Below are 11929 nucleotides of genomic sequence, written 5' to 3'. Positions count from 1 at the left end.
GGCGTTTTGGCGGATGATGGCTGGGAAAGCAAGAGGGCGACGATGGGAAGGCAGAGCGGTTGTCCCCGCCGGAACAGCCAAAGACCAAAGGGAGGACTAACGTTCTTCTTGCGCTGCAACTGTGCGGCGTGTCCCTCGTTTACAAAGGAGAACTCAATGAGCCCTTCATTCCGACACCTGATGCTTGCCCTTGCGGGCGCCATGACCGCCATGCCAGCGCCACTGCTTGCCAATGATAAAGTCACTTGCTGGGGGCTGAATACCAAAGAGTTGGCAGTGGCACCCGCCGATTATTGGACGGAGGAGCGGATGCACAAAGCCATATCCGAGCCGCTGGAACTGCCCTCGGACCAGAAAGGCTCTGGCTCCGCGTCGCCACAGGCGCTTGGCGATGCCGAGCGTGCTCCCATCAATGAAGCGCCTTACAAATTTGGCGGTAAGCTCTTCTACACTCGTGGAGGCAAGGACTACAAAGCAAGCGCCCAGTTCGTTGCGCAAGACAATATCGTCATCGGCGCCGCGCACAGTCTGTGGTATGGAGGTAAGGAGGCAACCAACATCCGCTTCATGCAAGGTTATAATGGCGGCGGCGGGACCCGCTACGACATCGATCAGGCCGCGGTGCTGACCGAATGGACGAAGGTCGCGGGCGAGGATCCAAGCGCGAAAAAATCCCAATATGACTATTCCGTCATGCGCACAAAGACGGCTAGCGCAGTTGGGCGCTATGATCTCGGCACTGCAAAAGTGAATGCCGCCGTGACCATTACTGGCTATCCAGGTCGACTGGAGGATGGCAACTATATGTATCGGGAAGGCGCGACAATCCTTGCTCAGGCAGGAACCTCTTTCGAAGCGAGACCTCATCCAATGTCTGGTGGCGGTGCAAGCGGTGGGGCTTGGTTCATCGGAGATTCAGGGTCCTTCAAGGCGGTAAGCGTCGTCGCCTCGGGGACAAGCGACTATGTCCGAGGTCCGGTCTTCACGGATGACACGACGGATATGATCGCCTACGTGAAGGGCGGCTGCAAATAGGCTGGACAAGCATGGCCGTCGTGGCGGCGGCCATGCTTCTCTGAACTCCTCCTCGGCGGGGTAGAAAATCGTTCAGACGAGGAGACGTCGCATAGGACGCCTTGCATTCCGTCTTGCCTCACCGCCGCTGGGGTGCGACGATTGACCATCCCGCCTTGCTCCGCAAAAGCTCCGGCTTGACGATCAGAATACGGTGCTGTTGCATCTGAATGACCTCCCGCGATTTCCAGATCTGCAATTGAATATTGACCTTGGGGCGACTGGCGTTGATCAATTGCCCTAGCAGGTGCTGGGGTATCACTCTGTCAATCAGTGTGCCAGCAGGGGTGGTGCGGCCATGGCGGTCTGCCAGTTCCAGCAGAACGCGCGCCAGGCGGGTTTCCAGGGATTGCAGTGCCAGGCCCTCGGCAAATTGCAAGGCGGCCTGAAGTTTTCGGGCATTACTGTGCAGCCAGAAATGCGCGACCGGTGGCAGCTGTGCCAGCTTGGTGAAGGTTGCGCCTTCAATTTCCACCAGGCGAGTTTCCTCAGTTGCCGTGGCGCTCGTGCCATAGGTGCTACCCAGGGCCAATTCACTGTCGCCAATCATCTCGCCAGCACGCAACTCTCTGAAGATCACCTCATGGCCCGAGATCGACTGGAAGGACAGGTGTACGCCGCCGGAGAGAATGATGCAGACGGCATGACAGGCATCCCCCGCCTGGAATATTGTCTGTCCATTTAAGTATTTCCGAATGCGAAATGCCCGTTCATGCTCTGCCAGGACTTTTGGATCAAGCAAGGCAAAGGGTTCATGAGACCGCAAATTGCTGACGATAGGAATATAAGGCTGAAATGGCATGGTCTGAAAATGTCCGTTGAGAGGAATACCACAGAGTGCCAGTCATGATTGCGAAAAATAAGGATTCAACTGTAACGTAAGGAACATGATTGGAGGAAATATTTATCTATAGTTGCATTCACGGTTGGTTACGACCGTTGTTGGCCCATCAAGGTGGTTGGCCGACAGGCGGGACAGTGCATGGTGCGCTGACTGCCGATTAACGCGACTTGGAGAATGATATGACGATTTGGATGGGAAGAAATGCGATTGAATCACAGGCAAAGGTTGAAGCTGGTCAGCCTTATTCGCTTAAGATACTGAATGAAAACACGAAATTCCAGCAATTCGCGCTCTATCAAACGATCCCGAAGGTGATCGGCTCATCCTTTGATCCGATCTCGCTTGCCTGGATGGTGGGCGGAGCTGCCGGGGGAGCGCCGGACAATCCGAGCCAGTCGCAGTTCAGCTGGACCATCGACTATGCTGCAACTGCTGGCTACATTCAGGATCTTGGTACGACGACCCAGCCGCGCAGCTTCCAGACAGCCAGCCAGGTGGGGGTTCTCATCAACTCCGCCAACACGGTAGGCGTTACCTACCAGGGGCAGTTTCCCTATGGCGCGCCCGGTTTCCCCAACGAACCCGTCAACGGCACCCAAGGGGTGATCGTCATTAAGTCCGACAACTCGTTCCCGACCGTGGCTGTCCAGCGCAGCGAGAAAGTATCTGTGAATGTCGGTCTTGCCATGGCAGGGAAATCGGCAATTGCTGTGCAGTTGGAGCCGAACCTGACCTACCAGTTCACGCCAAAGCCGACCTATTACATTATCGCCGGCTCCTTCGTGCAAGGGCAGGTGATTGACACAGCCATTTCCAGCGCTGCCTACGAAGTAAAGTTCCAGGGCGTGACCAATATGACGGTTCGCTTTACCCAGCAAAACCAGTTTGAACCCGCCTGATTGACCCAGCCGCAGAGCGACCCAAAAGCAAACTGGACCCGGTGCGGAAACGCATCGGGTCTTTTGTTGTTTTCATCTTTTGAGTGTGGGGTTTGAAAATTATTGTTATGATGATTCTTCACAGACTGCGACGAGCTGCAAGGGGTTTTGGACGCCCGCGGTCCTGTTCATTTTGAAGGAGGAAAGTCTTGGGCAGTGAGGAGACAAAGAACCTATCCAACAAACAGGAATATACACTGACGATTCTCAACGAGAATACAAAATTTCAACAGTTCGTGATATTTCAGAAGGTGCCGAGTGCATCATCCTATGATCCATTCTCGCTCGCCTGGATGGTGGGCGGAGCTTCTGTGGGCGCGCCGGGCAATCCGAGCCAGCCGCAGTTCAATTTGACTGTCGACTATGCGGCACCTGTTGGCTCCATTCAAGAAATTGGTACGACGACCCCGCCGCGCAGCTTCGAGACGATCAGCCAGATGGGTGTTCGCATCAACTCTGCCAATACGGTGGGTGCTAACTATCAGGGGCAGTTTTCTGATGGGGTAACCGGCTTGCCCAACGAGCCCGTCGACGATACCCAGGCCGTGACCGATATCAATGCCGACGATGCGTTACCGACCGTGGCCGTCCGGCACAGCGAGAACGTATCTCTGAATGTCGGCCTTGCCATGGCCGGGAAATCGGCAATTGCTGTTCAGTTGAAGCCGAACTTGACGTACCAGTTCAATCCAAATCCGACCTACTACATTATCGCCGGCTCCTTTGTGCAAGGGCAGGTGATTGACACAGCCATTTCCAGCGCTGCCTATGACACGGAGTTTCAAGATGACGGTGTGCAGCCGGCAGCGGGCAAGCCCTTCAGTCTTGATGTTGATGGCTGATATAAGCATTTTTGATTTGAATACTTGGGGCAATTGACATCCGATAGCCGGATCGTTTCGACCGGAGGCCACCACCGATGACCCGACTTCTCTACTCACTTGCAGGCACGGATCTCACTCGTCCGTTTTCACCGCATTGCTGGAAGATCATCCTGGCGCTGCGCCACAAGGGGTTGAGCTTTGAGGAAAAGCCGCTGGCCTTTACCGAAATTCCGAAGGTAGAGGAGGGGGTCTCGAAAATCGTACCGATCCTGCGCGATGGCGATACCGTGGTCGCGGACAGTTTCCAGATCGCGCTTTATCTGGAAGAGGCCTATCCTGATCGACCCAGCCTGTTTCGCGGCGAGGGCGGCAAGGCTCTGGCACGGTTTGTGGAAGGCTATTCGCAATCCACCATCCATCCGGCCATCAGTGCCATCATCCTGATGGACATTTATAATATGATCTCTCCATCTGATCAGACGCATTTTCGCAAAACCCGCGAAGCGCTGTTCGGCAAGGTGCTGGAAGAGATTTTCCCGGATCGCGACGGTGCGATTGCGGCTTTTCCGGCGAAACTCCAGCCCTTGCGACATATGCTGCGGTCGCAGCCCTTTATCGGCGGGGAAAAGCCGTTGTTTGCTGATTACATCGTGTTTGGCGCATTCCAGTGGTTGAAGATCGTCACAGGCTCGATCTTCCTGCCCGAAGATGATCCGGCAGCGCAATGGTTCGAGCGCTGCGCGGCCCTTGGCTTGGTGCAGGCTGACGCGGCATAAAGGCCTTGTCATGTGACGGTGGCGTGAAATTCGCGTCTCCCCCTTGTCTTCGCGAATCGGGGCAGGTAGAAACCGCCCACTTTCCCTACACACAAAGGACGAGACGATGGCGATTGAACGCACCTTTTCGATGATCAAGCCGGATGCAACCAAGCGTAACCTGACGGGCGCGATCACCAAGGTTTTTGAAGACAACGGCCTGCGCGTTGTTGCTTCGAAGCGCGTCTGGATGAGCACGCGCGAAGCTGAAGGCTTCTACGCCGTTCACAAGGAACGCCCTTTCTTCGGCGAACTGGTTGAAGGCATGACGTCCGGCCCAACCGTGGTTCAGGTTCTGGAAGGCGAAGGCGCCATCCTCAAGAACCGCGAAATCATGGGCGCGACCAACCCTGCCCAGGCTGCCGAAGGCACGATCCGCAAGCAGTTCGCTCTCTCCATTGGCGAAAATTCCGTTCACGGCTCCGACGCTCCGGAAACCGCTGCTGAAGAAATCGCTTACTGGTTCGCAGCGACCGAAATCGTTGGCTAAGCCTCTTCGGGGCTCTTGGCTTAAAGAATATTCGAAATAAAAAGACCGGGGCCGTGAGGCTCCGGTTTTTTTATGTCCACCTGTCGCGGGCCGCGTCGTCGGCGTCGCGGGCGGCGACCCAGCCGCCTGACGTGCCATCCTTGGCGTGTTCCTTCTTCCAGAAGGGGGCGGCGGTTTTCAGGAAATCCATCACGAAATTGGCACCATCGAAGGCTGCCTGCCGGTGGCTTGAGGCGGCAATGACAAGCACGATCTGTTCGCCAGCAGCAATCTTGCCGTAGCGATGCAGCACGGTCAGCGCCATCAGGTTGAAGCGCTCGATGGCAAGCGTGGCAATCCGGCTCATCTCTGCTTCTGCCATGCCGGGGTAATGTTCCAGCTCCAGCGCATCGAGCCTGCCTTGTTCGTCACGGCAAAGTCCGACGAAGGACACCAGCGCACCGATATCCGTGCGGCCATCCGTTATGAATGCCGTCTCTGCCGAAACATCGAAATTATCCCGTTGGACCCGGATGACAGGCGACACCATGGCCTCAACCACCGGTCATCGGCGGAAACAGGCCGATTTCGCGCGCACCGGCCAAAAGCTCGTCATGCTCGACATGTTCCTGATTGACAGCAATACGAATGGCGTTTGGAAATTGCAGCGCCTCGGCGTAATTCTCGCCCCGCTCGGTCAGAAAGGCGATCAGGTCGGTGCCGGTCTTCACCTGTTCGGGCAGCGCAAGCTCTTCCTCATCGAGGCCGATCTTTTCACGCACCCAGGCGAAATAGACGAGCTTGACGGTCATTCGTCCACCATATGTTTCACGCCGGCTTTGAAATAGTCATAGCCGGTATACATGGTCAAAGCGGCGGCGACCCACAGCAGGCCGATGCCGATCTGGGTGGTGTAGGGCAGAACCTTGTCGCCTGCCGGACCGGCCAGCAGAAAGGCCAGCGCCACCATCTGCACGGTGGTTTTCCACTTGGCGATCCGCGTCACCGGCACGCTGACCTTCAGCTCGGCCAGATATTCCCGCAGGCCAGAGACCAGGATTTCGCGGCACAGGATGATGATCGCGGCCCAGAGCGACCAGCCGGCAATGGTTTTTTCCGTATCGGCAGCCATCAGCAACAGGCAGGTGGCGACCAGCAGTTTGTCGGCAATCGGGTCCAGCATCCGGCCGATATTGGAGGTCTGGTTCCAGATCCGGGCCAGATAGCCGTCGAAGAAATCAGTGATCGAGGCGATAACAAAGATCGCCAGAGCCGCCCAGCGGGCAAAGTCGGTGCTTTGCAGCTTGCCTTCCAGATAGAAGCACAGAACGATCAACGGCACGGCCAGAATACGGCCATATGTCAACAGGTTGGGGATGCTGTAGGTACGCGAAGCCATGATGCCCTGTCTTTGTTATGAAGCGCTGGAAGATGGCGCTTGGTAAGATCGATCGTCAAGCCGGTTCTAAGGTTTTTCCGGGGGCGAAACGGCCATTTTATGCCCAATCTCGCTATTCCCTGCTGTTTTCGTGAGAATGACCAGAATTTTCATGAAAATGATTGTAAATTTGTCGTGCGACGGCTTCCGAAATGCCATCCACCGCCATCAGATCGTTCATTGCAGCTCTCGAGACCGCCTTGGCCGTGCCGAAATGTTGTAACAGCGCCCGCTTGCGGGTCGGTCCGATGCCGCCGATTTCATCCAGGGGATTCTTGACCATTTCCTTCTTGCGCCGCGCCCGGTGCGAGCCGATGGCAAAGCGATGTGCCTCATCGCGCAGCCTCTGGATGAAATACAGCACCGGATCGCGCGGGGGTAAGGTGAAGTCCGGCTTGCCCTCAGCAAAGAAACGCTCGCGCCCCGCATCGCGATCCACGCCCTTGGCGACGCCGATGGCGGTGACGCAATCAGTAATGTCCAATTCCTTCAGGATCGCCCTGACGGCGGTCATCTGGCCCTGGCCACCATCGATCAGGATCACGTCGGGCCAGGCCGGGAAAACCGCATCCGCGCCTTCCTCGGTGATAGTGTTGCGGTCCGGCTTGCCTTCTTCCTTCAGCAGACGCGAAAAGCGCCGTGTCATCACTTCGCGCATCATGCCGAAATCGTCGCCGGGGGTGATGTCGGTCGATTTGATGTTGAACTTGCGATACTGGTTGCGCACGAAGCCTTCCGGCCCGGCCACCACCATGCCGCCCACCGCATTGGTGCCCATGATATGGGAATTGTCGTAGATCTCGATGCGGCGCGGCACGTAGGCGAGTGCGAATGTCTCGGCAAAGCCTTTCAGCAAGCGTTCTTGCGAGGCTGTTTCCGCCAGCTTGCGGCCATGCGCTTCGCGGGCATTGCCATGCACATGCTCGACCAGATCCTTCTTCTCGCCGCGCTGCGGCACCAGGATCGTCACCTTGTATCCCGCCTTTTCGGAGAGCGCGAGACTCAAGAGATCCTGTTCGTCAATCCCCTCCGACAGCAGCACTTGCCGGGGACAGGGCTTGTCGTCGTAGAACTGTGCCAGAAAGGCGCTCAACACTTCCGCGCCAGTCATTTGCGGATCGGCCTTCGGGAAGTAGGCGCGGTTGCCCCAGTTCTGTCCGGTCCTGAAAAAGAACACCTGAATGCAGGTCAGTCCGCCCTCGTGATGGATGGCGAAAATATCGGCTTCCTCGACGCCCGCCGGGTTGATGCCCTGGTGGCTCTGCACATGGGAGAGGCCCGCAAGCCGATCGCGGAACACGGCGGCGCGTTCGAAATCCAGGGTTTCCGCCGCCTCGTTCATTGTCCGCGCCATGGCTTCCTTGACGTTCTGGCTCTTGCCGGACAAGAAATCCTTGGCTTCCTTCACCAGCACGCCGTAATCGGCATCGCTGATTTCATGGGTGCAGGGGCCGGAGCAGCGCTTGATTTGATAAAGCAGGCAGGGCCGCGTGCGGCTTTCGAACACGCTGTCAGTGCAGGTACGCAACAGAAAGGCCCGTTGCAGCGAATTGATGGTGCGCCCGACAGCGCCCGCCGAGGCGAAGGGGCCGAAATAATCGCCCTTGCGGGCGCGCGCACCGCGGTGCTTGTAAATGGCGGGTGCGCGGCCATCGCCGGTAATCAGGATATATGGAAAGCTCTTGTCGTCGCGCAACAGCACGTTATAGCGCGGCCGCAAACGCTTGATGAGGTTGGCTTCGAGCAGCAGCGCCTCGACCTCGGTGCGGGTCGTGACGAATTCCATATGGGCGGTTTCGCGCACCATGCGGGTCAGGCGGTTGGAATGCAGGCGGCCTTGCGCGTAATTGCTGACGCGCTTCTTCAGGCTGCGGGCCTTGCCGACATAGAGCACATCGCCGTCGCCATTCATCATCCGGTAGACGCCGGGATTGTTGGGCAGCTTCTTGACGAATTCCGCAATCAGGTCGGCACCGGTCAGGCCGCTGCCATGCAGGGCACCCTCGTTCCAGTCGATCGGCGGCAGAACGGCTGCGACCGCGGGATCGATTGCGCCGTCTGTCGCAACGTCATCCTCGTCGTCTTCTGTGCCGTCATAGAGAATGCCGCCTTCCGGCTGCTTCCCTGGGGTCATTCCGCAATCTCCGTGCCGTTTGCGCCGGGCCAAATCAGATGTTGCCCGCCATCGAGGGCAAACATTTGGCCGGTGATCGATGGCGTGTCAAAAAGAAAGCGGATGGTGCGACCGAATTCTTCAAGGCCCGCGCCCTGCTTCAGCGGCAGGCTGTCGATCTGCGCCTGGAAATCCTTCTGCTCCTGCCGCTCGCTTTTCAGCGTCGGGCCGGGGCCGATGGCATTGACCCGGATCTGTGGGGCAAAGGCCTGCGCCAGGGTTCTCGTCGCCGTCCACATGGTGGATTTCGACAATGTATAGGAAAAGAACGTTGGTTTCAGGGCCAGCACCCGCTGATCGATGATGTTGACGATCAGGCCCGAGCCATTCTCCGGTACCTGCCGATGAAATTCAGCGGACAGAATGGCAGGCGCACGGACATGAATATCGAAATGGGCGGCGAAATGCTCCGCATCGAACTGGTCTGCCTTGTCGTCCAGAAACACCGAGGCATTGTTGACCAAAAGGTCCAGAGGACCAAGCGCCTGCGTCGCCTTTGAAATCAGCGCTTGTGTCTCGCCAATGTCACGCAGATCCGCTTTCAAGGCCACCGCCTTGCCGCCCTTGGAACTTATCTGCTGCGCCAGAGTTTCAGCTTCGTCAAGAGACGCATGGGTATGGATGGCAACGGCAAAACCATTGTCTGCCAGATCCTGCGCGATGGCCCGGCCAATACGTTTGGCTGACGCGGTGACAAGTGCTGCTCTTGGGGCAGTTTTTGGACGAGGGGCGGGCATGCTCTTCACCTTTTGTTATAATCGGCTTTGTATGGATAGGCCGGACGCTCAAGGCGCACCATTATTGTCGTTCCAGATATATGTCATGGCGCGACTTATTGAAGGTCAGCGATCTTCGTTTTCTTCATCTTGAATCTCTGTATCACGCTGCATTTACGAAAGTAAAACGCGGTGAGCGCAAAGTAATATCTTGTTGACGATTTATTAGGGTTAACAAATCACCTGTTGCACGAAAGCAACGTCTAAATTTTGCCTAGTGTTTGCCTAAAATATTTCACAATTCGGCTCTTCCAATTCCGCAATTGAGGGCCATTTTCAACACTGAAGCGGGCAGGGACATCCGTGCAAGTATTCGAACCGTAAGAGACGACATGATCGCCATCGGTTCGTTTTATAAAGGAGAATTTGGTATGCGTACTCTCGTTATGATTTTGCTGGCATCGTCTGCTGGTCTTTCCCTCGTCACCGGCGCTCACGCTGCCGATGCCGTCATGTCGGTGCCGGAAGCACCCGCAGCCGTCGATATGCCGGCTCCGGTCAGCAACTGGGCCGGTGCTTATGTCGGTGGTGCAGGCACCTATACAATGGGTCGTTCGCACGGCAGCAAGTTTAGCGCCCGTGCCTTCGGTGGTCAGGTCTATGGTGGCTACAACATGCAGAACGACAAGATCGTTTACGGTGGTGAAGCTGACATCGGTTATGACGGCAATGGTAGCCGCTCCGGCGCTGGCCTGACCGGTAAGCAGGGCGTAAACGGCTCTATCCGCGGTCGCGTCGGTTACGACCTCAACCCCTTCATGGTTTACGGTACGGCCGGTGTGGCTGCTGCTGACACCAAGATTTCCGGTGCAGCTGGGTCCGACAGCAAGGCTGCTCTTGGCTACACGGTCGGTGCAGGTGTTGAAGCCATGGTGACCAACAACATCACCACTCGTATCGAATACCGCTACACCGATTACCAGAACAAGGACTATGACATCGGTGGTTCCAAGGTGTCGCGCGGCTTTGACGACCAGAGCGTCAAGGTTGGTATCGGCATGAAGTTCTGATCTGTCCGATCAGTGTGCGTTTGAAAGAAGCCCGGCGTTTGCGCCGGGCTTCTTGATTCTGGGAAGCTTTCAGGCCTGCGGTCGCAGCAACTGATACCCATCGAATTTCTTGGCAAACAGCACCGGCCATTCGGTCAGCGCCACATGACCATTTTCCCATTCGCCGGGAAAGCGCAGCATCAGGTAGCCGAGCAGGCCCGCCATGGAAAAATGGCCGCCGTTCAGCTTCTTGCCCATCTTCGGCATATGGGCTTCGAGATAGTCCAGGCCGCGTGTGACCTTTTCCCATTGCCGGTCGATATAGGGCTGGTGGATCTTTTCCGGCGGATGCAGGCGCTTCTCATAGACGATCGCCAGAAGGCAATCGGTGATGCCATCGCACAGCGCTTCCAGCACCTCGGCCTCGGTGCGCTTCTCGTCCTTTTTGGGATAAAGCCCACTGTCCGAGATACGGTTCAGATATTGCATGATGGCACGGCTATCGTAAATCGCCTGGCCTTCATCGGTAATCAGCGTCGGGATTTTGCCCAGCGGATTGTTGTCGATCAGTTCGGACGGATTGGCATTGGTATCGACCTTGATTTCCTCAAGCGTAATGCCGGTGGCACGGGCGGCCATCCTGACCTTGGAGGAATAGGGCGAGGCGGGAGCATAAAGCAGCTTCATCGGTTTGGTCCTGTTTGCGTGTCAGGTGAAGTTTACTCTTCGCCGCGCAGCCAGAAGCAGCGCTGCGAGGCATAGCGGTCCTGCGCCAGCACCCGCTTCAATTCGGGCAGCAGCGCATGCAGTTCATCCTTGAGGGTGAAGGGCGGGTTGACGACGATCAGGCCGGAACCAGACAGGCCGGTCAAATCGCGGTCGCTTTTCACGGAAAGCTCGGCGCAGAGCATTTTGGGGATGCCCGTTTCTTTCAAGGTCTCGTGGAAAGCGGCAATCGGGGCGCCCTTCTTGATGGGATACCAGAGACAATAGACCCCGGCGGAAAACCGGCGGTAGGCCCGCGCCAATCCATCGACCAGCCGCTCATATTCGCCGTCCAACTCGAAGGGCGGATCAACCAGCACGATGCCGCGTTTTTCCTTGGGCGGCAGATGAGCGCCCAGCGCCAGCCAGCCATCCAGTTCGGTGATCCGCGCCTGGTAATCGCCTTCGAACAGCCGGGAAAGTGTGCGGCAATCGTCCGGATGCAGTTCCATGGCCGACAATCGGTCCTGCGGGCGAAACAGGTCGCGCGCCAGCTTCGGCGAGCCGGGATAGCGGGTCAGACTGCCCTGCGGGTTCAGCGCCCGCACCACGTCCAGATAGGGTTGCAGCACTTGTGCCGCTGCGGGTGTCAGCTCGGCCTCCAGCAATTTGCCGATCCCGCCGAGCCATTCACCGGTTTTTTGCGATTCGTCGGAGGACAGATCGTAAAGACCGATACCAGCATGAGTATCCAGCACCCGGAACGCCTTGTCCTTCTGCTGGAGATAAATGACCAGCCGCGCCAGCACGGCATGCTTCAACACGTCCGCGAAATTGCCTGCGTGGTAGATGTGGCGGTAATTCATGCGCTTTTCCGATGGGTC

At 57.2% G+C, this 11929-nt stretch carries 14 protein-coding genes; 6 read left to right on the top strand and 8 right to left on the bottom strand.

The window, feature by feature from the left end:
- Positions 1 to 156: 156 nt before the first annotated feature.
- On the top strand, positions 157 to 1035 hold the full coding sequence (locus H1Y61_RS13555) for a hypothetical protein (protein ID WP_139190323.1): 879 nt from the start codon (positions 157 to 159) through the stop codon (positions 1033 to 1035).
- 118 nt (positions 1036 to 1153) lie between these two features.
- On the opposite strand, the gene H1Y61_RS13550 is transcribed toward H1Y61_RS13555, so the two are convergent.
- The gene (locus H1Y61_RS13550) at positions 1154 to 1876 is read right to left on the bottom strand and encodes a Crp/Fnr family transcriptional regulator (protein WP_180572884.1); all 723 of its coding nucleotides are present in this window, start codon (positions 1874 to 1876) and stop codon (positions 1154 to 1156) included.
- A gap of 221 nt (positions 1877 to 2097) precedes the next feature.
- Here H1Y61_RS13550 and H1Y61_RS13545 point away from each other — a divergent pair, with 221 nt between their 5' ends.
- From H1Y61_RS13545 to ndk, 4 genes are all read left to right on the top strand, one after another.
- Positions 2098 to 2817 (top strand): hypothetical protein, encoded by a 720-nt coding sequence (locus tag H1Y61_RS13545; RefSeq protein WP_070167368.1) that lies wholly within the window; start codon positions 2098 to 2100, stop codon positions 2815 to 2817.
- Between the two features lie 188 nt (positions 2818 to 3005).
- The gene (locus tag H1Y61_RS13540) at positions 3006 to 3698 is read left to right on the top strand and encodes a hypothetical protein (protein ID WP_180572883.1); all 693 of its coding nucleotides are present in this window, start codon (positions 3006 to 3008) and stop codon (positions 3696 to 3698) included.
- A gap of 77 nt (positions 3699 to 3775) precedes the next feature.
- Positions 3776 to 4456 (top strand): glutathione S-transferase family protein, encoded by a 681-nt coding sequence (locus H1Y61_RS13535; protein ID WP_180572882.1) that lies wholly within the window; start codon positions 3776 to 3778, stop codon positions 4454 to 4456.
- A gap of 106 nt (positions 4457 to 4562) precedes the next feature.
- Positions 4563 to 4985 (top strand): nucleoside-diphosphate kinase, encoded by a 423-nt coding sequence (gene ndk / locus H1Y61_RS13530; protein ID WP_041696404.1) that lies wholly within the window; start codon positions 4563 to 4565, stop codon positions 4983 to 4985.
- A 70-nt stretch (positions 4986 to 5055) separates the two neighbouring features.
- On the opposite strand, the gene H1Y61_RS13525 is transcribed toward ndk, so the two are convergent.
- The 5 genes from H1Y61_RS13525 to H1Y61_RS13505 form a co-directional block, all read right to left on the bottom strand.
- Complete coding sequence (locus tag H1Y61_RS13525; RefSeq protein ID WP_180572881.1) at positions 5056 to 5514, bottom strand: molybdenum cofactor biosynthesis protein MoaE; 459 nt, start codon at positions 5512 to 5514, stop codon at positions 5056 to 5058.
- 4 nt (positions 5515 to 5518) lie between these two features.
- Positions 5519 to 5776: a molybdopterin converting factor subunit 1 gene (gene moaD, locus H1Y61_RS13520; protein ID WP_180572880.1), complete on the bottom strand. Its 258-nt coding sequence runs from the start codon at positions 5774 to 5776 to the stop codon at positions 5519 to 5521.
- Positions 5773 to 6363, bottom strand: a complete 591-nt coding sequence (gene pgsA, locus H1Y61_RS13515) for a CDP-diacylglycerol--glycerol-3-phosphate 3-phosphatidyltransferase (RefSeq protein WP_174110458.1) — start codon at positions 6361 to 6363, stop codon at positions 5773 to 5775. The genes moaD and pgsA overlap by 4 nt, the downstream gene beginning before the upstream one ends.
- A 112-nt stretch (positions 6364 to 6475) precedes the next feature.
- Entirely contained in the window at positions 6476 to 8536 is a 2061-nt protein-coding gene (gene uvrC, locus H1Y61_RS13510) for an excinuclease ABC subunit UvrC (RefSeq protein WP_180572879.1), read from the bottom strand.
- On the bottom strand, positions 8533 to 9312 hold the full coding sequence (locus H1Y61_RS13505) for an SDR family oxidoreductase (protein ID WP_180572878.1): 780 nt from the start codon (positions 9310 to 9312) through the stop codon (positions 8533 to 8535). Before H1Y61_RS13505 ends, uvrC begins: the two co-directional genes overlap by 4 nt.
- A 410-nt stretch (positions 9313 to 9722) precedes the next feature.
- Between H1Y61_RS13505 and H1Y61_RS13500 the strand changes: the two genes are divergently transcribed.
- Entirely contained in the window at positions 9723 to 10361 is a 639-nt protein-coding gene (locus H1Y61_RS13500) for an outer membrane protein (RefSeq protein WP_174110461.1), read from the top strand.
- Positions 10362 to 10430: 69 nt separating this feature from the next.
- Here H1Y61_RS13500 and H1Y61_RS13495 read toward each other — a convergent pair whose 3' ends face one another.
- Together H1Y61_RS13495 and H1Y61_RS13490 are read right to left on the bottom strand one after the other, a co-directional pair.
- Positions 10431 to 11027, bottom strand: coding sequence for a glutathione S-transferase (locus tag H1Y61_RS13495; protein WP_180572877.1), 597 nt, complete (start codon positions 11025 to 11027; stop codon positions 10431 to 10433).
- A gap of 32 nt (positions 11028 to 11059) precedes the next feature.
- Positions 11060 to 11911 (bottom strand): 23S rRNA (adenine(2030)-N(6))-methyltransferase RlmJ, encoded by an 852-nt coding sequence (locus H1Y61_RS13490; protein ID WP_180572876.1) that lies wholly within the window; start codon positions 11909 to 11911, stop codon positions 11060 to 11062.
- Positions 11912 to 11929: the final 18 nt, after the last annotated feature.

The organism is Agrobacterium vitis (assembly GCF_013426735.1).
Taxonomy (GTDB): Bacteria; Pseudomonadota; Alphaproteobacteria; order Rhizobiales; family Rhizobiaceae; genus Allorhizobium; species Allorhizobium vitis_D.
Note: the sequence above shows the minus strand (reverse complement) of the source record. Positions and strands in the feature narration are given on the sequence as shown.

Bases quoted from the DNA above. Each gene is read 5' to 3' on its own strand.
- pgsA (WP_174110458.1), bottom strand. From the start codon at position 6,363: ATGGCTTCGCGTACCTACAGCATCCCCAACCTGTTGACATATGGCCGT.
- moaD (WP_180572880.1), bottom strand. From the start codon at position 5,776: ATGACCGTCAAGCTCGTCTATTTCGCCTGGGTGCGTGAAAAGATCGGC.
- H1Y61_RS13505 (WP_180572878.1), bottom strand. From the start codon at position 9,312: ATGCCCGCCCCTCGTCCAAAAACTGCCCCAAGAGCAGCACTTGTCACC.
- uvrC (WP_180572879.1), bottom strand. From the start codon at position 8,536: ATGACCCCAGGGAAGCAGCCGGAAGGCGGCATTCTCTATGACGGCACA.
- H1Y61_RS13500 (WP_174110461.1), top strand. From the start codon at position 9,723: ATGCGTACTCTCGTTATGATTTTGCTGGCATCGTCTGCTGGTCTTTCC.
- H1Y61_RS13525 (WP_180572881.1), bottom strand. From the start codon at position 5,514: ATGGTGTCGCCTGTCATCCGGGTCCAACGGGATAATTTCGATGTTTCG.
- H1Y61_RS13555 (WP_139190323.1), top strand. From the start codon at position 157: ATGAGCCCTTCATTCCGACACCTGATGCTTGCCCTTGCGGGCGCCATG.
- H1Y61_RS13490 (WP_180572876.1), bottom strand. From the start codon at position 11,911: ATGAATTACCGCCACATCTACCACGCAGGCAATTTCGCGGACGTGTTG.
- H1Y61_RS13495 (WP_180572877.1), bottom strand. From the start codon at position 11,027: ATGAAGCTGCTTTATGCTCCCGCCTCGCCCTATTCCTCCAAGGTCAGG.
- H1Y61_RS13535 (WP_180572882.1), top strand. From the start codon at position 3,776: ATGACCCGACTTCTCTACTCACTTGCAGGCACGGATCTCACTCGTCCG.
- H1Y61_RS13550 (WP_180572884.1), bottom strand. From the start codon at position 1,876: ATGCCATTTCAGCCTTATATTCCTATCGTCAGCAATTTGCGGTCTCAT.
- H1Y61_RS13545 (WP_070167368.1), top strand. From the start codon at position 2,098: ATGACGATTTGGATGGGAAGAAATGCGATTGAATCACAGGCAAAGGTT.
- ndk (WP_041696404.1), top strand. From the start codon at position 4,563: ATGGCGATTGAACGCACCTTTTCGATGATCAAGCCGGATGCAACCAAG.